This is a genomic window from Alcaligenes sp. CHO6 (genome assembly GCF_037120595.1).
Classification (GTDB): domain Bacteria; phylum Pseudomonadota; class Gammaproteobacteria; order Burkholderiales; family Burkholderiaceae_B; genus Alcaligenes; species Alcaligenes ammonioxydans.
Genome location: NZ_JBANCI010000002.1, coordinates 623,855 through 643,678, shown reverse-complemented (window position 1 = coordinate 643,678; position 19,824 = coordinate 623,855). Strand labels below are relative to the sequence as shown.

The 19,824-nt window shown below is 56.9% G+C and carries 19 protein-coding genes, 1 tRNA gene and 1 pseudogene; 4 read left to right on the top strand and 17 right to left on the bottom strand.

Annotated features, from left to right (window positions below):
- Positions 1-17: 17 nt before the first annotated feature.
- A complete protein-coding gene (locus V6936_RS10955) occupies positions 18-1,130 on the top strand; it encodes an alpha-hydroxy acid oxidase (RefSeq protein ID WP_131071262.1) in 1,113 nt (370 codons plus the stop codon).
- On the opposite strand, the gene ampD is transcribed toward V6936_RS10955, so the two are convergent.
- The 3 genes from ampD to V6936_RS10940 are packed head-to-tail and all read right to left on the bottom strand — an operon-like array spanning position 1,118 to position 2,853.
- Complete coding sequence (ampD, locus tag V6936_RS10950) at positions 1,118-1,753, bottom strand: 1,6-anhydro-N-acetylmuramyl-L-alanine amidase AmpD (RefSeq protein WP_131071263.1); 636 nt, start codon at positions 1,751-1,753, stop codon at positions 1,118-1,120. The two genes, V6936_RS10955 and ampD, sit on opposite strands and share 13 nt — an antisense overlap.
- Before the next feature lie 4 nt (positions 1,754-1,757).
- Positions 1,758-2,009: a PP0621 family protein gene (locus V6936_RS10945; RefSeq protein ID WP_131071264.1), complete on the bottom strand. Its 252-nt coding sequence runs from the start codon at positions 2,007-2,009 to the stop codon at positions 1,758-1,760.
- A complete protein-coding gene (locus V6936_RS10940) occupies positions 2,002-2,853 on the bottom strand; it encodes a cytochrome C assembly family protein (RefSeq protein ID WP_003803955.1) in 852 nt (283 codons plus the stop codon). Before V6936_RS10940 ends, V6936_RS10945 begins: the two co-directional genes overlap by 8 nt.
- A 103-nt stretch (positions 2,854-2,956) precedes the next feature.
- Between V6936_RS10940 and ffh the strand changes: the two genes are divergently transcribed.
- Positions 2,957-4,381 carry a signal recognition particle protein gene (gene ffh / locus V6936_RS10935; RefSeq protein ID WP_240208942.1) on the top strand — a complete coding sequence of 475 codons (1,425 nt, stop codon included), beginning with the start codon at positions 2,957-2,959 and terminating at the stop codon, positions 4,379-4,381.
- Positions 4,382-4,536: 155 nt separating this feature from the next.
- Here ffh and lysM read toward each other — a convergent pair whose 3' ends face one another.
- The 4 genes from lysM to trmB all read right to left on the bottom strand — a co-directional run bounded on the left by lysM (position 4,537) and on the right by trmB (position 7,064).
- Entirely contained in the window at positions 4,537-4,980 is a 444-nt protein-coding gene (lysM, locus tag V6936_RS10930) for a peptidoglycan-binding protein LysM (protein WP_003803953.1), read from the bottom strand.
- A 129-nt stretch (positions 4,981-5,109) separates the two neighbouring features.
- A complete protein-coding gene (gene thiS / locus V6936_RS10925) occupies positions 5,110-5,310 on the bottom strand; it encodes a sulfur carrier protein ThiS (protein ID WP_059318612.1) in 201 nt (66 codons plus the stop codon).
- A gap of 42 nt (positions 5,311-5,352) precedes the next feature.
- On the bottom strand, positions 5,353-6,300 hold the full coding sequence (gene pip, locus V6936_RS10920) for a prolyl aminopeptidase (RefSeq protein WP_003803951.1): 948 nt from the start codon (positions 6,298-6,300) through the stop codon (positions 5,353-5,355).
- Entirely contained in the window at positions 6,297-7,064 is a 768-nt protein-coding gene (gene trmB / locus V6936_RS10915; protein WP_336579850.1) for a tRNA (guanosine(46)-N7)-methyltransferase TrmB, read from the bottom strand. The genes pip and trmB overlap by 4 nt, the downstream gene beginning before the upstream one ends.
- A 202-nt stretch (positions 7,065-7,266) precedes the next feature.
- On the opposite strand from trmB, the gene V6936_RS10910 reads away from it, so the two are divergent.
- A tRNA-Gly gene (locus tag V6936_RS10910) sits at positions 7,267-7,340 on the top strand.
- Between the two features lie 473 nt (positions 7,341-7,813).
- Positions 7,814-8,851, top strand: a complete 1,038-nt coding sequence (locus V6936_RS10905; protein WP_336579849.1) for a DUF72 domain-containing protein — start codon at positions 7,814-7,816, stop codon at positions 8,849-8,851.
- Between the two features lie 56 nt (positions 8,852-8,907).
- On the opposite strand, the gene V6936_RS10900 is transcribed toward V6936_RS10905, so the two are convergent.
- The 10 genes and pseudogenes from V6936_RS10900 to V6936_RS10855 all read right to left on the bottom strand — a co-directional run bounded on the left by V6936_RS10900 (position 8,908) and on the right by V6936_RS10855 (position 19,769).
- The gene (locus tag V6936_RS10900; protein WP_336579848.1) at positions 8,908-10,041 is read right to left on the bottom strand and encodes a calcium:proton antiporter; all 1,134 of its coding nucleotides are present in this window, start codon (positions 10,039-10,041) and stop codon (positions 8,908-8,910) included.
- A 334-nt stretch (positions 10,042-10,375) separates the two neighbouring features.
- Positions 10,376-11,203 carry a response regulator transcription factor gene (locus V6936_RS10895; protein ID WP_240208945.1) on the bottom strand — a complete coding sequence of 276 codons (828 nt, stop codon included), beginning with the start codon at positions 11,201-11,203 and terminating at the stop codon, positions 10,376-10,378.
- A gap of 740 nt (positions 11,204-11,943) precedes the next feature.
- A pseudogene (locus tag V6936_RS10890) lies at positions 11,944-12,551 on the bottom strand (2-hydroxychromene-2-carboxylate isomerase).
- The gene (locus V6936_RS10885) at positions 12,548-13,876 is read right to left on the bottom strand and encodes an MFS transporter (RefSeq protein WP_240208947.1); all 1,329 of its coding nucleotides are present in this window, start codon (positions 13,874-13,876) and stop codon (positions 12,548-12,550) included. Before V6936_RS10885 ends, V6936_RS10890 begins: the two are co-directional and overlap by 4 nt.
- A 39-nt stretch (positions 13,877-13,915) precedes the next feature.
- A complete protein-coding gene (locus tag V6936_RS10880; RefSeq protein WP_059318619.1) occupies positions 13,916-14,701 on the bottom strand; it encodes an aldolase in 786 nt (261 codons plus the stop codon).
- Between the two features lie 180 nt (positions 14,702-14,881).
- A complete protein-coding gene (locus tag V6936_RS10875) occupies positions 14,882-15,061 on the bottom strand; it encodes a hypothetical protein (RefSeq protein WP_131071271.1) in 180 nt (59 codons plus the stop codon).
- Positions 15,062-15,074: 13 nt separating this feature from the next.
- Positions 15,075-16,487, bottom strand: a complete 1,413-nt coding sequence (locus V6936_RS10870) for a GNAT family N-acetyltransferase (protein ID WP_336579847.1) — start codon at positions 16,485-16,487, stop codon at positions 15,075-15,077.
- 370 nt (positions 16,488-16,857) lie between these two features.
- Positions 16,858-18,027, bottom strand: coding sequence for a YncE family protein (locus tag V6936_RS10865; RefSeq protein ID WP_336579846.1), 1,170 nt, complete (start codon positions 18,025-18,027; stop codon positions 16,858-16,860).
- Positions 18,028-18,286: 259 nt separating this feature from the next.
- A complete protein-coding gene (locus V6936_RS10860) occupies positions 18,287-18,760 on the bottom strand; it encodes a nucleoside deaminase (protein ID WP_003803938.1) in 474 nt (157 codons plus the stop codon).
- 172 nt (positions 18,761-18,932) lie between these two features.
- Positions 18,933-19,769, bottom strand: coding sequence for a bifunctional allantoicase/(S)-ureidoglycine aminohydrolase (locus V6936_RS10855; RefSeq protein WP_131071273.1), 837 nt, complete (start codon positions 19,767-19,769; stop codon positions 18,933-18,935).
- Between the last annotated feature and the right edge of the window lie 55 nt (positions 19,770-19,824).

Here is a 19,824-nt window from a genome sequence, read left to right as displayed (position 1 = left end):
CTGGAGCTTGATTGACCATGTCCCACGAACGATTGCCCCCACTCACTCACATCCCGGCCCAGATTAGCTGCCTGAGGGATTACGAATCCTATGCCCGTCAGCGTATGCGTACGCAGGACTGGGCTTACTTCAGCACGGGGGCAGCCGATGAGCTTACCTTGCAAGACAATCTGGCCAGCTTCGGGCGTTGGGGCCTATGGCCTGCTGCTCTCAGCGAATTTGATCAGCCCTCGACCCGCTTGACGCTGCACGGGCAGTCCATGGATTACCCGATTCTTCTGGCTCCCGTGGCTTATCAGCGCCTGGCTCACCCTGACGGTGAATTGGCCAGTGTGTTGGGCGCGGGTGCGATGGGGGCGACTAGCGTAATCAGCATGCAGGCCAGTCATTCCTTTGAAGAGATCGCCGCACGGGCGCACGCCCCTTTGTGGGCCCAGTGGTACTGGCAAACGGATCGCGCCTTTACTGTGGATTTATTGAGGCGGCTCGAAGCGGCCGGTTATGCCGCGCTGATGTTGACGGTAGATGCTGCGGTTAATGGTGTGCGTAATCAGGAGCAACGTGCCGGCTTTAGCCTGCCTGAGGGGGTGGACGCCGTGAATCTGCGGGGGGCGCCCAAGCAACAGGTGGTTTTGGGTGCAGCAGGAACCAGTCCTTTGTTTGCTAGTGGTTTGTTGGATACGGCGCCGACCTGGGAGGATCTGGCCTGGTTGGTGCAGAACAGTCCTTTACCAGTATGGGTGAAGGGTGTGATGCGACCCCGAGACGCTCAGCGAGCCCTGGATAGGGGGGTCGCCGGAATTGTGGTGTCCAATCACGGAGGGCGAACGTTGGATGGTGCTCCCGCCTCTGTGGACGTCTTGGCACAGGTTTGTCAGGTCGTGCAGGGCAGGGTGCCGGTCTTGATGGATGGCGGTATTCGACGCGGAACCGATGTGCTCAAGGCATTGGCGCTGGGTGCAACAGCCGTGATGATTGGCCGTCCTTATATTTATGGTCTAGCCGCCGCAGGAGCGGCCGGCGTGGCGCACGTCCTGCATATTTTGCGGGCGGAACTGGAAGTGGCAATGGCTCTGACGGGTTGCAACACCTTGGCTGATATTGGCCCTGAACTGCTTTATCGATCCTGAGCGGGCACTGGTTGCGGCTTGGGTTCCAGCTCTTGCTCCGGCAGGCTTTCTTTGGGCCAGCCATGTTCCCGCTTCACCCTTTCCCAATCAAAGCATGGCCCCGGATCGGTCTTGCGCCCCGGGGCGATATGCTCGTGTCCACGTACTGCGGTCAAGTTATGACGCATACGCAGGGCGCGGCTCAGACGGGACAGTTCCCGGTACTGCGCTTCTGTAAAAGGCTCGAAATCGCTGCCTTCCAGCTCGATGCCAATAGAGAAGTCATTGCAGCGCTCACGGTCTTCAAAGCGTGACACACCCGCATGCCAGGCGCGGCGGGTAGTGGGCACAAACTGGATGATATGGCCCGTGCGCTGAATCAGAAAGTGCGCTGATACTTTCAGGTCCCGGATATTCTCGAACCAGGGATGAGCACTGATATCCAGCTGGTTCTGGAAGAAATCCCGAATATAGGGTCCGCCAAACTCCCCGGGGGGCAGGCTGATGTTGTGCAGCACCAGCAAGGTCGGGGTGTCGCCCTCGGGGCGCTCATCCTGATTGGGAGACAGGGCCCGCAGGACATTGGCATGAGGTTTGAGCCAGCCCTGGCGATCCAGGTCGTAGGCGTGGTGCATGCGAGCCATAGCTTCAATTGCGCGGGCCGCGCTTGGCGTGTTCCAGGCTGCACCAGGTGTGATGATTGCTCATCAGGGCTTCAGAGCGCGGCAGGTAAATGCCACAGTGCGCACAACGAACCATCTCTTCGGCACCGCCTTTCTTGCGTGGGGGGCGCGTGGTCGGGTTGGGTGGAGTGCGCTTGCGGGCCTTGTTTTGTGACACGATGCGGGCAATGATCATGGCCCCCAGAATGACCACAACCCAGAATAAGACTTTACCCAATTTTCCCTCGTTGCAAGATGACGTCCAGTACAAAGTGGCTGCCTGTATAGGCGAGTAGCAGGAAGGCAAAGCCGGCCAAGGTCCAGCGCAAGGCTACCCGACCGCGCCATCCATACTGTTTTCGACCCCATAATAAGCCACCAAATGTAACCCAGGACAGCAAGGTAAAGACAGTTTTATGGTCCGCTGGCAGAAATTTACCATCTATGGCCATGGAGACAGCGGCTCCGCTCAAAATCGTGAGGGTCAGAATAAGGAAAGAGACGCGGATCAGACGAAACAGCAGCTCTTCCTGGACCAGCAGGGGCGGCATGGTGTCCAGCACCCGGCTGAACAGGCCGCGTTGCTCCTGATGAGCCACGGGGCGGTGCAGTTGACGGTCCAGCGCGGTCATCAGGACGGCATGCAAGGCAGCCACTGTGCTGAGACCATAAGCGACCAGGGCGATCATCAGGTGGATGCGCAACCATTCATTGCCCACATGGTTGACGATATGGCCCTGGGGAAAAGCCATGGCCAGCAGGCTGACGATTGTGGCTGCAGGCAGTAGAATGAGCAGCAGGCTGTCCAGACGCAGATACAGGCTTTGGAACCAGAACACCACCATACCCAGCCAGATTGCCGCCGATAGGGCCAATGCCCAGCTCAGATGCAGCCCCTGGGGCTGCACAATCGTCAGCAACAGGCCCGCTCCATGCACAATGATGGCGCATAGCAAGGCTACCCGGCTGGGGGCGTTCAGTACGGTTCGGGTGCTGCCGCGAGTCAATGGACGCCAGAGCGAGATCGACAGCACGATGTACGCCAGTGCGGCGAGCAAGTGAAATACAATACTTGCAGACATAAGTCCCGGTTTTCCTGAAAAACGGTACGGGGCGTACCTCAAGTGGCCATTTTATTCTTATTCGTAGACCACACGATAACCTAGTTTAAGCGAACCCAGTCCTATGTTTGAAAATCTGACCCAGCGTATGTCACGTGTGGTGAAAACCATGCGCGGCCAGGCTCGTCTGACCGAATCCAATACTCAGGATATGTTGAGGGAAGTGCGTCTGGCGCTGCTGGAGGCGGACGTGGCCTTGCCGGTCGTGCGCGATTTTGTGGCACGGGTCAAGGAAAAGGCACTTGGTGTTGAAGTTGCCGACAGCCTCAATCCGGGGCAGGCGCTGGTAGGGGTTGTTCATCAGGAGCTGACCAACTTGATGGGGGCAGACCTGGGCGACAACGCCAGCGAGCTGTCCTTGGCTGCCCAGCCTCCCGCTGTGATTCTGATGGCGGGTTTGCAAGGGGCCGGTAAGACCACGACCACTGGTAAGCTGGCCAAATGGCTTAGCGAAGGCGGCCATATCCAGCATGGCCGCAAGACAGGCAAGAAAAAAGTGCTGGTGGTCAGTGCCGACGTCTACCGTCCTGCCGCTATCGAGCAGTTGAAAACCGTTGCCGGGCAGGTCGGTGTGGAGTTTCTGCCTTCCGATCCCAGCCAAAAGCCTGCAGACATTGCCCGTCATGCCTTGGATCATGCCAAGCGTCATCACTTCGATGTGTTGATTGTCGACACGGCCGGTCGTCTGGGCATTGATGAAGAGATGATGCGCGAGATACGCGCGCTGTACGATTTGCTGAACCCGATCGAAACCTTGTTTGTGGTCGATGCCATGCAGGGCCAGGACGCGGTCAATGTTGCCAAGGCTTTCGCCGACGCTCTGCCCCTGACCGGTGTGGTCTTGACCAAGCTCGACGGTGATGCCCGAGGTGGTGCAGCCTTGTCGGTACGCCACGTCACCGGCAAACCGTTGAAGTTCGTGGGAGTATCGGAAAAACTGGACGGTCTGGAGCCTTTCCACCCCGAGCGCATGGCTCAGCGGGTGTTGGGGATGGGCGATATTGTCTCTCTGGTCGAGCAGGCTCAGCGCAACATCGACATTGCCGACGCGCAAAAGATTACCGACAAGATCAAGGCCGGCGACAAGTTCGACCTGAACGACTTTCGCGATCAGTTACAGCAAGTCAAAAAGCTGGGCGATATGGGCTCTTTGCTGGAAAAACTGCCTGCCCAGTTTTCTCAGGCGGCGTCCCAGCTGCAAGGCGGTCAGGCTGAGCAGCAATTGCGCCGTACTGAAGGCATCTTGAATTCCATGACTCCTGCCGAGCGTGCCAAGCCTGAGTTGCTGAAGGCGTCGCGCAAGCGTCGCATTGCGGCTGGTTCGGGCGTGTCGGTGCAAGAGGTCAACCGTCTGCTTAATCAGTTCGAGCAGATGCAGGGCATGATGAAACAGATGAAAAAGGGCGGCATGGCCAAAATGATGCGGGGCCTGGGCGGCATGGGAGCCTTGAAAGGTCTGGCCGGTAAAGGTTTCAAGGGTTTTCGCTAGGCAGCCGTTAAAGTCGGCGGGAGTGGCGTGATCCGCTTCTCCTGGAGGCTTGAGTCAATAAAAAAACGCCCGATGCACTGCATCGGGCGTTTTGTTTTGGCTTGAGCGAAAATCCAGGCCTGTCACCGATGGACAAAGACCGGTACAAGCCCGTTTTACAGGGCAGGAATACGCAGTACCTGACCGGGATAGATCTTGTCAGGATGGCTGAGCATGGGTTTGTTGGCCTCAAAAATGACCGTGTACTTGGCCCCATGGGTTGTGCCGTAATGGACTTCGGCAATTTTCCACAAGGTATCGCCTTTTTGGACGGTGTACATGGTGGCCTCGATGGACGGCTGTGCCACCGTCAACTGGTTATCGACTTGTGCCACACCCAAGGTATTACCCAGTGCCAGTACGATTTTTTCCGCCTGTTCGGTGGAGGCAACCTGACCGCTGACCGTGACCTTATCGCCCTCTACCGTCAGATTCAGACCGTCAGCGGACAGCTGGTGTTTGGCCAGTTCTTTCTGCAGTTCGTCTGCGGTGGCTGCTTTGGCCTCATTGGCGCCAAAGAGTTTTTCGCCGACATCTTTAAGAAAACTGAATACGCCCATCGCTTTGCTCCTGAAGTTAGGGTTCTATGGCAGCCTGCTCGCTGGCAGGCCAATCCACCCATTATGACCGCATTTCTAACGGTGAAGCGGTACCGGAATGTCAGCAATTGTGCATTTTAGGAAGGGGCGTCAGCCGCCTCCGACCGCAACCACGATTTCAATCGTGTCGCCGTCCTTGATAGGGGTATTGGCATGCTGGCTTTTGGGCACGATATCGCCGTTAAGCTCTACAGCAATGCGCTTGTTCTCGTAGCCTAGCTCGCGGATCAGCGAGCCAACCGTATCGGAGTTTGCCAAAGTCTTGCTCTGGCCATTCAAGGTAATGTTCATTCTTGTCTCTGGATAGGGCCCGACAAGGGTCGGACGCGTGATTCAGATGGCAAATTTCCGGGTGGCAGCCAACAAACGGGCCAAAATACCCGGTTCGTCATAAGCGTGACCCGCGTCGGCCACCATATGGAATTCTGCTTGGGGCCAGGCGCGATGCAGTTGCCAGGCTGTATGCGCCGGAGTGCACACATCATAGCGCCCCTGGACGATTACCCCGGGAATGCCGTGCAGGCGGTGGGCATTTTTGAGCAGTTGATCCGGCTCCAGAAAGCCCTGATTCATGAAATAGTGGTTTTCAATACGAGCAAAAGCCAAGGCCGCCTTATCACTGGATTTGGCGTCCAGGTGATTCTGGCTGGGCAACAGTGTAATGGTGTTGCTTTCCCACTGTGACCAGGCATGCGCGGCCCGCAGCTGTACAGCAGGGTCGTCACCTGTCAGACGCTTGTGGTAGGCCGTGATCAAATCATGGCGCTCGTTCTCGGGAATGGGGGCCAGGTACTGTTCCCACATATCGGGGAACAGGCGCGAGGCACCGTCCTGATAAAACCAGTGCAGCTCTTGCGGGCGCGCCATGAAGATGCCCCGCACGATCAGTTCGCTGACGTGCTCGGGGTGAGTCTGGGCATAGGCCAGCGCCAGAGTCGAACCCCAGGACCCGCCAAAGACCAGCATCTTGTCCGCTTTGAGCTTTTCCCTGCGCAAGCGCTCCATATCCTCAACCAGATGCCAGGTGGTGTTGTTCTCCAGGCTGGCATGGGGGTATGAGCGCCCGCAACCGCGCTGATCGAACAACAGCACATTGTATTTTTGCGGGTCGAACAGGCGGCGATGATCGGTAGAGCATCCTGATCCCGGTCCACCATGCAGGAAGATGGCTGGCTTTCCGGCCGGGTTGCCGCAGCATTCCCAGTAGATATGGTGGCCATCATCGGTATGCAAGGTGCCTTGTGCGTAAGGCTCGATCGGCGGGAACAGGGTTGCGCTCATTGTTCTTTCTTGGGCCAGTTCAGTTCAGGGGTAGGGGTGTCATTGCGCGTGAAGATCAGATCCCATACGCCATGACCCAGACGCAGTCCGCGATTCTCAAATTTGGTTAGCGGCCGAAAGTCGGGGCGAGGTGCGTAGCCCTCGTGCGTGTTGGTCAGCATGGGTTCAGCCGACAGCACTTCCAGCATCTGCTCCGCATAATTTTCCCAATCGGTTGCGCAGTGAATATAGCCACCGGGCTTGAGGCGGCTGCTGAGCAACTGAATAAAGGGCGACTGGACCAGTCGGCGCTTGTGGTGGCGTTTTTTGGGCCAGGGATCGGGGAAGTAGATGTGAATGCCAGCCAGCGAAGCAGGCGCGATCATGTCGCGCACCACTTCCACTGCGTCATGCTGAATGATGCGGATATTGCTGATCTGATTGTCATCAATACGCTTGAGCAAAGCGCCGACACCGGCGTTAAACACTTCCACACCCAGGAAATTGTCATCGGGTCGGGCCTGGGCAATTTTCTGGGTGGTTTCACCCATGCCGAAACCAATTTCCAGAATCACGGGCCTGTCGTTGCCAAACACCGTTTTCGGTTTCAGGATGTTGTCGCGGTAGCTGATCGACCACAGCGGCAAGAGGCGCGCCAAGGCTTGCTCCTGGCTGGGCGTGATGTGCGCGCGCCGATGAACAAAGCTACGGATATGGGTCTCGCCGGAATTGCTGTTGGCGACAGTGGGCGACAACAGGGATTGTTTTTCGTTGCTGGAGGTCATGGTTGGGGCGCGGGCATCGGAAACGGCTCGCGTATCAGCTAAAAGCGGGAAAGCTCTATTGTAGTGAGTCTTGCCGCCAAATTCATGTGGTGGTCGGTGAAAAAGATAGGGCGGGTGTGACGCACAGCCACCAGATCGCGCTATAATTTTCGCTTCCCCTTTCGCGGGACCGGCTGCGTTTGACGCAGACCTCTCCAACAGGGCGGGTGTAGTTTAATGGTAAAACTGATGCTTCCCAAGCATCCGTCGTGGGTTCGATTCCCATCACCCGCTCCAGTTCTGCTTTGTTTCCAACTCCCCCGTTTTTCTGCAACGTTTTCCCAAGCCAGGCTTTGCCGCTCTCGGGATTCGGGTGTGTTGGGCTGCAACACGACTGCATTTCTACCTCTTAGGCTGTGGTAGCCGCTGATTCTTTCAGCGAAACTGGATGCACGTCGCTATGTATTGAAAATAGGTACACCTTTTATCGACGTGTCACTGGTGACGACATAAGGCGGCAACCTGTCGACGAAATCGAGATTTGGCATCATGACGCTTGATGCTGTGTGGAATCCGAGCCAGCCTTATATCCAGCTACCTACTTCGCTGCCCAAGCATGCACTGGACAGTCGTGTTGTTCTAAAAGCCCGCATTGAGGTGCGCACAGCATGGGCGGAGCTTAAGCAAGCTGCGCAGCTGATTCCTCATCAAACGATGCTGATCACGTTGCTCATTGGCGACCAGCTCCTTCCCATGGCACTATATTTGGCATGCAAGAAGATCTTTTCGGCGATGCCATTCCTCAGCCGCCCGCCTCAAAGCCCGCCGCCCCCTCGCGACGCAAAATCACCAAAGTCAGCCTTGCTGCTTCCGCCCTGGAGCTAAGCGAGCTGGCAGCTCAGCTGCCTGAAACCCTGCGTTTCGGTGTCTCCACCTGGTCTTACCCCGGTTGGCAAGGTTTGGTCTGGGATGGCGAGTACGAGCCAAGTACCTTGTCCAAGCACGGCCTGGAGGCCTACCACCAACACCCCTTAATGCGCACGGTGTGCATTGATCGGACTTTCTGGCGTCCTTTGACGGTCATGCAGTATGGCGCCTACGTCGCGCAGGTCGATAAGGATTTTCGCTTCGTGGTGAAGTGTCCATCCCTGATTACGGACGCGCAAGTGCGCGATGAGCAGGGCAAGGTGCGCAAGTCCAATCCCGACTTTTTGAACCCGCGTCTGGCGGTGGAGCAGTTTGTGCAGCCTGCCGTGGAGGGCTTGGGGGCCAGCCTGGGGGTACTGGTCTTCCAGTTAAGCCCACTGTCCTGGGCTTGGTTGCATCGGCCCGCCGACTTGTTCCATAAATTGGGGCACATGCTGGCGGCGGCACGCGAGGCTTTGCCTCAAGGCTCCTCAGTGGTGCTTGCCGTAGAAGTGCGAGACCCCGAGCTGCTGAGTCAAAATCTGGTCGATACGCTCAAGGCCAATGGAGCAACGTTTTGTCTGGGCCTGCATGGCAAGATGCCGCCCATCGAGGAGCAGTTGCCGATATTGCGCGCCTTATGGCCCGGTCCTTTGGTGTGTCGCTGGAATCTGAATCGGGAGTTTGGGGCCTACGGTTATGCCGATGCTCAGAAAAAACACACCCCTTTTAATGCCATTGTCAGCGAGGACTTGCCTACGCGTACCGTGCTGGCACGCACGATTGGCGGCATCACGGGGGCGGGCCAAGCTGCTTATGTGACGATCAGCAATGATGCAGAAGGCTGCGCACCGCTGTCCATTCAGCGGCTGGCGCAGCTTATTGCGGCGCAGAAAAAGTAAAGGCGAGGCGGGCGGGCCCGTTTGTCTGCGTCAAGAGGGGGCCTTTTGGTGCCTAATCAGGGATAAAACAGCAGCAGTCCGAACACGGCAAAAACCATCAGGTGCATATAGCCGTGAATGGGAGAGGTACGTGGGCCGCCAAAGCTCAGCATGCTCAGCATGACGGTAAGCAGAAACAGCACCATGTCGGTATTGCTGATACCCATAACGACCTGTTTACCGCTTATCAAGCCGATAAGCAGGACCACGGGTACGGTCAGCCCAACGGTAGAGACAAAGGCCCCTAGACAAAGATTGATGGCGCGTTGCATTTCATTGTTCATGGCAGCCTTGATGGCGGTAATGGACTCGGGGGTGAACACGATAATGGCAATCAGCACCCCCCCGACGGCGACGGGCGCGCCGGAGGCGGCAATCCCGTAATCGGTCACGATGGCCAAATCATGCGCCAGCAAGACAATCGGCAAAATCAGGGCGATCAGCACCAGGCTGCGTATCAGCATGGCGCGGGTAGCCTGGGGATCACGCGGTGGGGGCGTTGCGTTCTTGGCGCCTGGCACAGTGTCATGGGGTTGCATATAGTCATGACGACGGCTACCCATTTGCAGAGACAGGAACAGGGCATAGATCAGGCCCGTCAGTATCGAAATGCCGATGGCCTGTGTCGTGCTGAACTCGCCCGCAGTGCGGGTGTAGTTGGGCAGTATCAGCGCCATACTGGTCAGCAAGACGATCATGGACAGGTAGGTGCGGGTACCTTGACGGTTGAACGCCTGATCGCCATTGCGCGCCGCGCCGGCAATCAGGCACAGCCCAGTGATCAGATTCAGAATAATCATCATCACCGCATAGATCGAATCTCTGCCTATGGTGGGAAAGTCGCCCGGCCCCAGCAGCACCGAGGCAATCAGAATGACCTCGATCAGCACAATGGATAAAGTCAGGATCAGGGTGCCGTAAGGTTCGCCCAGTTGATGGGCCAGATGGTCTGCCTCACGAACGACGCCAAAGGAGGCGGCCAGAATGGTGATGAACAGAACCAGAAAGACGAGGGTTGCCGTAGTGCCGTTCAGGGAGTCGCCCAGCCATTGACTGCCAAAAACCGTGAACAGACCCACAATGGACCAGGAGCCGAACAGGCGTAACCAGGTGACAGGTGCAAGCAGAGGGGAGGAGCCGGTGTGTTTCATGGTTGTTGTTTCCCGCGCGCAACGCTGAAGATGGCCAGGCGACGCGATGCGTCGTGCTCAAAAAACAGGCAGGAATGGGAAGCAGGAACATGCGCCAGGGCATGTGAGGGTGAGGCAGGGTGGACCATCGTGGATGCTCCTTTTGAAGGAGTAGGGCCGTCCCTGTATTGAAAAGGCAGATCCAGGTCGTCCCGGATCTGTTTTGAATTGAGCTATTCAAGCCCACGATTTTATCATCCTGTGCCCATACGGCAAGTCGGGGCCTTCCCAAGTGGTGCTTTCGCGGACGGGAATCTTCTTTTGCGCACCTGCGTGCCGCTTTATTCCCTCCTATTTAAGGTGGGCACCATTCTGATGAAAAAGAGGGAGAACCCAGGGATCGAAGAGCAGGTGTTTTTTCTGTGGGGAGTTTGTTTTTTTCAATGGCCTGTCTGAATTTGCCAGGCGCCACACCTGCATAGGTTTTGAATGCGGTCGAGAAATTGGCCGGGCTGGAAAACCCCAAATCCGTTGCGATGACATCAATTTTCAAGGCGGTCGTTCGTAGCAGATACTCAGCCCGATACATACGCTGCAGTCGGATATAGCTGCTGACGCTCAAGCCGAAATTGCGCTGAAATATATTCATGATTTTTCGTCTTGAGATCTTGAACATATCGCACAGTTCTTTCTGGCTGGGCGGTGAACCCAGATTGGCATCGATTGTTTTTTGAATGGCGTAGATCAGCATGCTGGTTTCAGCAGTGGTGCTGGGCCGCTGGGTCAGAGTCTTGCCGGCAGAGAGGTGGGAGAGCGCCTGTTTGGGATTACGTAAGGGAACGTTGATGCGCTCTTTGACTTCGTCAACGGCATAGGGATTGCCAATGTAATCAACGGCTCCTGCCTTCAGGAAATTGACGCATTCTTCACTGCTGCTTTCGCTGCGTGAATCCAGAATGATGATGGGAATGTGGGCGGTTGCTTTTAGCCCTTGCAGCATGTGTGTCAGCGATAAGGCATCAATCCCGCCTACTTGTTTATCCATCAGGATAAGTTCGGGTAGCGTTAGCTGGGCCTTGGTGTAGCCTTGCACTCCATCAGCGGCAACAGAAACCCGAAACGCTCCAGCCAGCAGAGATTGCAGAAGGTGTTCGTGCTGTCGAGTGTTATTGGAGATCAGCAAAATCCTGGTTTTTTGATCCGGCTGACACTTTATAGTGGCGTATTTGTTCAATATAAAGCCCCGCGCCCTTCTTCTGTCGAAGACGGCTACCTTTACTGGCATTGCTCAAGTAGCCAATTCCTTCAGAATACAGACTCTATGAATAGATAAAATCTATCGATATGATTCGTACGGCAGACATAACATTTTGTATCAACGGAAAAAGTAAATTTTCAAAATTGCTCATTGCATTTTATTTTTGGCAGGCGGCGTGCTGAAAGCCGGAATCCCGGGCTTTAGGCCGAACCCAGAAGTCGATTCTCAGCAATGCTACGTTGACGTATGGGTGAATTTTCCTGGCAGGAACAAGCGTGATTCTACGGCTTTTAAGACCGAACGAATGAGGGGGCTTTGGCAGGTCTGCCGTTGCTTTTCAGGTCTGCGCGTGTAGCCGTTCGCAGGTGTTTCACCCGAGCCTCCCCGTTTTTTTGTGAGGACTCATCCGCGGCACTCAGTCAGTCAGTGAACGAGCATCGACGTGAACCCTGGGGGGCTGAGTGTTGAGCTTTCTCAAGCGCCGGGCTTCGGTGTTGGGATGGTTTTTAGACCGTTTTGGGGTCCCCGCTCTTGAATGACATTGAGCAGGATGGAGACGGGGCCCAGCCAGTCTCTGACGCGACTATTGCTAAGGGCAGAACAAGCTTGGTAGCCTTGTTCTGCCCTTGCTGTAAAACCCGTTGAACACTAGTCGGAACGTCGGTTTAAGCCGGGGCAGGATGCGTGTGGATGGCCTCGTCCAGCATGTCCAGCCTGTCTTGTCCCCAAAACAGCTCGCCCTGATACACATAGGAGGGCGAGCCGAATACACCGGCTGCAATCGCTTCGTCGGTATAAGCCTGATAGCGTTGTTGCATGTGCGGCGCCTGTTCAAACCAGTAGTCAGCGTCCAGGTGCTGTGACTGCATGATTCGAGCCAGTTCTGCTGGATCGGCAATATTGCGCTCTTCACACCATTGCGCCCGCAGTATGGCCTTGTACAGCTCTAGGACGGGCAAGCGGCCTGATTGATGGCGATGACCACGGTCGAGGCCAGCGTGGCATCCGGGCACATGAAGCGGGGCGTGGGGTTGATGGGGATGCCCAGCTTGCGGCACCAGCGCTGCAGTTCAGTGATCCGATAGGCCTGGCGTTCGGGGGAGCGTTGTCCGAGCAGCACACCTCCTGTACGGGCATACACCTGCGGCAAATCGACGGGCTTGTAATGGATGGGGACACCCTGTTTGCGGGCGATCGCCTCCAGACGGTCGGCTCCCAGGTAAGCCCAATCCGAGTTCATCCAGAAGTAGTAGTGAATGCCGGCCGTGCTCATGTGCGCACCTTGGGACGGGACAGATTGGGCAGGGAGAAGTGGGCCGGTCCGTGCATGAACCAACTGCTGGCAAAAGCGATCAAGCCCAGCGCACTCAGATACCAGACGATGTAGTCAGGTTGTCCGTCTCCATAGGCCAGTAAGGAAGTCGCCACCAAAGGGGCCAGACCGCCACCGATGGCGCCAGAGACCTGGACAGCGATTGAGATCCCGCTGTAGCGTACCTCGGGGGGGAACTGCGTGGAAAACAGACCGCCCTGCGGGCCATAGAGTGCTGCATAGACCAGACCAATGGCAATGACCAGCGCCAAGGTGATGGTGCCGGTGTCCAGGCTGCCCAGCATGGAGAAGAAAGGCGAGGAGAATGCCAGCATGCAAAGCGTACCTGCCATAAAGACCCATTTAAAGCCGAGACGGTCGCCCAGTACGCCAAACAGGGGCATGGTGAACAGCGCGGCAAAGGCGCCCCATACCGTGGCATTGAGCATCACACTACGCTCTACCCCGAGGGTGGTGGTGGCATAAGCCAGGGCGAAGGTCACCACCGTGTAAAACCAGGTGACTTCAGCCAGGCGGCCGCCGACCACCAGCAGAACTTCACGGGGGTAGTGACGCAGCACTTCCAGGGCGGGAATAGCGACCTGCTTGCCCTTTTTGCTCATCTGCTCAAAGTCTGGAGATTCGGCCACTTTGGCTCGAATCCACCAGCCTACCAACAGCAGCGCGACACTGGCCAGAAAGGGCAGGCGCCAGCCCCAGCTCAACATGTCTTCTTCGGGCAGGCTGGCAACGGCTCCCATCGCCAAAGAGGACAAAATAAGGCCCGGCGCGACCCCGGTCTGGGGCAGACTGCCAAAAAAACCTTTTTTACCATCCGGGGCGTGTTCCACCGCCATCAGGACAGCGCCACCCCATTCACCTCCCACGGCAACCCCTTGCAAAAAACGCATCAGGACCAGCAGGACGGCCGCCCAATAGCCAATACTGTCGTAGGAGGGAATCAGTCCGATCAGGATGGTAGGAATACCCATCAGAAACAGCGTAATTAACAGCATGGATTTTCGGCCCAGCTTGTCCCCGAAATGGCCGAACACAAAACCGCCCAGGGGACGGGCAAAAAAGCCTACGGAATAGGTGGCAAAGGCCGCCAGAGTGCCCGTAATCGGGTCGAAGGCGGGAAAAAAGATCTTGTTGAAGATCAGTGCGGCAGCAGTGCCGTAGAGGAAAAAGTCATACCACTCTATGGTGGTTCCCATCATGCTGGCCAAGCCAGCAGTGACGTACTGGCGCGACGAACGCGCCTGTCCGGTGTGAGGCATCGTCATAGCGACCTCCTGGTGGAAGCGGGGTGTTGAGTGTGGGCGTCAGCGAGTCGTTGTTAAGGGCGCAATGCCTTGGGTCTGACGGGACCAGTAATCGAAGGTCGCGTTCACAATGGAGGGCTTGAGCAGGTAGTCGTGGGCCTCGGCCGCCAGAGTGTCATCGACGGGAGTCAGCGGGCCAAACGCCGCTTGCGCACGCACCTGCAGGCGTGCCGCACGCTCCAGGTAGACCGACAGGTAGGTCGCCTCCTGGCAGCTTTTTCCCGCAGTTAGGTAACCGTGGTGAGCCAGGATGATGGCGCGTTTGTCGCCCAGCGCTTTGGAAATGATAACGCCCTCCTGGTCGGCAATGGGTACACCGGGCCATTCGCCCAGAAACGCACAGTCATTGTGCAACGGCGTCATGTCCATTTGCGAAATCACCAAAGGCTGGCGGGCGGTCGCCAGCACGGTCGCCCAGGGTGAGTGCGTGTGAATGATGGAGTTGACGTCGGGGCGGGCTTCGTACACCCACAGGTGAAAGCGGGTGGCGGGGTTGGCCATGCCCTGGCCGCTCAGGGTGTTCAGGTCGCGATCAACTTCAATGAAGTCATCGGGTGTGGCTTCATCAAAACCCAGACCAAAGCGCAGGGTCCAGTAGGCCCCGGGACGCTCGGACCGGACACTGATCTGGCCGGCCAGACCGGCCTCCTGTTCGGTCATGGCCAGAATGCGACAGGCAAACGCCATGGTTTCGCGGGTGTCGCGCTGGACTTGGGGTAGATGCGTGGCCATCTCTTGGGTGGCACGTTCATCGAAATAGGATTTGTCTCTGAGGGGGGTATCCATGCGATTTTTCTCCTTTAGCATGCTTCGCCGGTCTATGCGCCGACGATGGGGTCATTGTCTTGATTTAAATCAAAAGGAGCTATGTGCCTTGGCTCATAGCTCCTATTCCATTTGGCATGAAGAGGGATCGCATATGCTGGCCCGGCATGAGCCGGGCGCGGCGACTTTTCTCCTTTGCGTTTATGCCTGACGCCATCGGGAGCGCTCGCGTCGTCGCGAGCGGGACCAGGGGTGTTGCACTTTATGCGGCTGTGGCCGGGGATCGGGTGGATGTCGCGTGTCATTATTTTCCACGGGATTGGAGTCCGGTTTGGGCGAGTCCAGAAAGACATCAATGGAACAATCGCAGTCGAGGTACATGGACAGTCCTTTGTCAGCGTGAAGAAAGGGGAGGTAGTAGCGCAGCCCCGTTGCGGGCTTGCGTCTCTCCTGAAAAAAACGTGTCATAGCGCTCTAGCAAGGCTTGCAGAATCAACTCAGGGTAGTTGTCCTGCTCAACCGGCAGGCGCGCCTGCAGGTGCGCCAGATGTTCATTATCTTGTTGCCCGCCCCAGTGCTTGTGGTAGTGGCCTTGTTGATAGCCACGTAGCTGGCGCAATCGGTTCAGGGCATTTTTGCCGACGTAGGCATGGTAGAGCGTATCCAGCGTCAGACCGCACAGGCCTGCCAGCAAGGCAAAGCCCTCAAAATCAAAGTGACGGGTTTGCAGTACTCGCAAGGTAAAGCGTTCCAGGGCATGCATGAGCGTGGTGGAATCACCGGCGGCTGTGTCTTGGGCGTGTTGGAGCTGTTCCAGCGCGGCAGCGGCTTCTTGTTCGCGCAAGGCATCGTTAGCGCGAAGCACATCACACAGTCCGAAATGCAGAATATCGATTAACTCCAGCTGTAGTTGCGGCAGATTTCGTTCGGACTGTTGCCACCACTTCCAGTCCAGGTAAGCAGCCAGCTCCGCGCATTCCACCCAGATTGCGCGGTAGTAGTCCTGTTTGGCTACTCGCCAGTTCGGGTCAATCAATTGATTCAGCTCGGATTGCAATGCGAGCATCTGCTGGAGTCGGCGCACGCCCGCAGCGGTGGGGGTGGGCGTTACATGCTGACCCAAACGGTGCTTTTGTTGACCCTGCCCGTCAAAGTTTTCCGGGGCCAGCCACGTCTGGAAATTTGTTTTCAGGGCAGGCCATTCTTTATCGGTGATGGAGAACCAGGCTGTGTCGCGTGAACGGCCCTTATAGACAACGGCCTGACGGAACACCCCCTCGTAACGAAAGCCTAGACGCCGTGCTGCTGCTTGTGAGGGGGCGTTGTGCGTGTCGCATTTCCATTCGTAGCGACGGTAGCCCAACTTCTCAATGGCGTAGGCCATCAACAGATAGTGGGCTTCGGTGGCCAGGCGGGTTTGTTTCAAGGCGGGTGACCAGGCGACAAAACCTACCTCGATACAGCCGTTTTGCGCGTCAATCCGCATGAGGGCCAGGGTGCCTAACGCCTGTCCGGTCGTCTGGTCTACGACGGCGTAATGCACGGCATTGCTGGCCTGGCTGATGGCGTGCAGGTGCTGATCGAACTGTATCCGGTTGCTGAAGGGCCCGACTGACAGATAGGTCCAGTCGCGCCCGTCGCGGGCGCGGCTGTAGGCCTGATACAAGCTGTCGCCATGCTTGTCGGGGTCCACGGCTTCCAGGCGACAGTATGTGCCCTGAAGAACGCAGCGTGCAGGTTGGGGGCGGGCTTGCCAGTGGGCAAGCGCGGGGCCAATAGGCTGATGATAAGCGTTTAGCTGAACCATAGGTCATCTGCAATAGAAAACGCTCCAGAGATGCCTGTGTGGGGCATCTCTGGAGGCGGAAAAGGCATGGACTTGGCCGGGAATCGGCAGGCGTCTTGCTAGGTCACTAATTGATTCTATTGATCAAGTGGCAGGTTGCAGCAATCCGCTTTTGGCCTGGTTTCCAGACCGCTTTGTGTCAAGGGGAGTGACATGCGTCGGGCGCACCCCGAGGTTGACCTGGAAAGAGGGTAGGAGCCAGGGGCAAAACCAGGCTGGATGCGAGGCTCAGAAGGGGTTACGCGGGTGGGCGGACCCCAGAGTGAGGTAAAAAAAGCCGGCTTGGCACAGTGGACAAACCAGGCTTTGGGATGGGTATCAGACCGCAGGTTTAGAGTTGGTTCAGGTTCAGACGCAGCACGCTATCCTTGGCCCCTTTCAGGTAATGGGGGCTCTTGTCGCCATGCGGAGCCTTGATGGTCACAAAAGCGGTCTGGCCGTCTGCGCTCAAGGTGACGCTGTTGGGGTGAATGGGGGCGCTGAGGCGATGTTTCACGGTCAGAGTTCGGGCATCCAGAATGTTGATGGCGCCGGTGCCAGCAGGCGAGTCACGATCCACGCCGCGGTTGGTGGCGATCAACTCCTGGCGAGCCGGGTTATAGACGATATCGAGCAGCCCTGGGCCGACGTCAACCGAGTTTTCCACTTTCCCTGAGGTGGTATCAAAGACGTAGATCTTGCCGGTATTGGCATCGGCGCCGAACAACTGCTTGCCATCCGCACTCAGGGCCACATTCACAAAGAAGTGACGCGAGTCCTCACGCTTGTCGCTTTTGGCATCGCCCGTGCTAAAGCGCTGCTCGATCGTGCCGGTGGCGGGGTTGATGACCGCAATCTCTTCCTTGCCGCCCTGACCCACGAACAGACGCTTGGTGTTGGCGTCATACGCGGCACCCGCAGGCCACAGTCCCACATTGTCGATATTGTGCAAAATACGGCCTTGGGTGCCGTCCACAATCCACACACGCCCCCCTTCAGCGGGGTTGGTCACAAAGATGCGGTTGTCTTGTTCATCAATGATGACCTTGCGGGTATGTTCCCAGCCTCCCTTGTCCTCTTTCTGGCCCAGCTGAATCAATTGTTTGACCGTACCGTTCAGGCTATTGAGGGCCAGTAAGGAGCCATCCAAGGTATTGCCCACGTACAGGGTGTGTGTTTTCTGGTTCAGTCCCAAGGCAAATGCCCGTCGTGGCAGTTGGATCAACTGTGTTGGTTGCAAGGTGTCCTGGTCCAGAACATGCACAAAGCCGGCGGTGCGATCCTCAAACAAAGGGGTGGCAGCCACGAACAATTGATTGCTGTCCTTGGCGGCCAGCACTTCGTAAGCCCCTTCGATTGAGTCCTGGCGAAAGCTCACCTGCGCCTGCGGGGCTGTGTTGGCACGAGACGCGTTCAGGCCCGACTGTTGAGATTGCGGTGTGCTTTGGCAGGCGCTCAGCAGCAAGGCCCCCATGACAGAGGCAACAATCATTTTCAAGGAGGCGGGGCGGCACACAATCATGGATTTCCTTTGGACGTGAATAACAACAAACTGACTGCAGAACGGGCGTGAGGCTGCCGTCAGCCCCAATGCGTCAGAGCCACAGTGCTTACGGCCATAACCACATTGCGGACCTGTACAGTCGCCTGTTCTGATTCGGTAATAAATTAATAAATGAGAATCGTTACTGTAATCAATTCGATTTATAAGCTTTTCTTGTCATTCTGTCCATGCCAATACGCAAGACCCTGCGCGAACGCAGGGTCTTGAAGGTGCTGGGCTAATCCTGTGCGGGGCCTTGACCAAAACGGGCTTGCCAGTCTTCGTAGACTTGGCGTTTTTCAGCCAAGGGCAAATGTTCCACTTTCACACCCTGTTGTCCGAAGTCCTGGCGCATTTTTTGATAGAAGGCTTGGGTGGACCAGCCAAAAGGAGCCCCTTCCTTATCATCGGCGCAGTACACCACGCGCTCTACGCCTGCCGCGATCATGGCAGCCATGCACATGGGGCAGGGGATGCCGCTGGCATACATGGTACTGCCGGTGTGCTGGCTGCTTTTGAAGGTTTGGCTGGCATTGCGCAGGGCCTGGATTTCCGCATGCGCGGTAGGATCATGGGCGATATAGGTTTCATTCACCCCTTCGGCCAGCACCTGGTCGTTACGTACCAACACCGCACCAAAGGGCTGACCGCCACGGTCAACGTTCTCTTTCGCAATCTGGATGGACCGCAGCAGATAGTGTTTATCGTTCATGTTTTTCTCCCTGAGAGAGCAAAGCTTGGAATAAGTCCTGACACGCGGGGCTGTGTCGTGTTCGGTGTGCCGACTCTACCTTAAAGAGGTTAAAGGCGGGCAGTTCAGATTGGGCCTGTCTGCAACGCAAAACAGCCGCTGGCAGGCAGCGGCTGTTCGGGTTCAGGCCATATTAGCGTTTGCCGCCAATGGTCAGGTTGGCATGACGGTTAACGTCTTTGTACAACAGGTAGCGGAAACGGCCAGGGCCGCCGGCATAGCAGGCCTGTGGGCAAAAGGCGCGCAGCCACATAAAGTCGCCGGCTTCCACTTCAACCCAATCCTGGTTCAGGCGGTAAACCGCCTTGCCTTCCAGAACGTACAGGCCATGTTCCATGACGTGCGTTTCTGCAAAGGGAATCACGCCACCGGGTTCAAAGTTCACGATATTCACATGCATATCGTGGCGCATGTCGGACATATCGGCAAATCGGGTGGTGCTCCAACGACCATCGGTGTCAGGCATGACGCGGGGTTCAACGTCTTTTTCGTTGGTCACGAAAGCCTCGGGGGCATCCAGACCTTCGACACGCTGGTAACGCTTGCGGATCCAGTGGAAGTTGGCCAGTTCGTTGCTGCGGTTGTGCAAGGACCAGTTGGTAGACGGAGGAATAAAGGCATAGCCGCCTTCTTCCATGATGTGTTTGGTGCCTTCCAGAACCAGTTCGAGCTGGCCCTTGACGACAAAAATCACGCCTTCGGCCTCGGGGTCATCCTCAGGGTGGTCGCTGCCACCTTGCGGGCCGACTTCCATGATGTATTGCGAGAAGGTCTCGGCAAAGCCGGACAAAGGCCGTGCCAGTACCCACAGACGGGTGTTTTCCCAACCGGGCAGGTAGCTGGTCACGATGTCCTGCAGCACGCCTTTGGGCAGCACGGCATAGGCTTCGGTGAACATGGCGCGATCCGTCAGCAGCTGTGTCTGTGGCGGATGCCCGCCTGGCGGGGCGTAGTAATTGACTTTGGACATGTTGATTCCCAATGAAATTCAGTAAGGAAAAATCTGTCGAACGGCACGGCGCAAT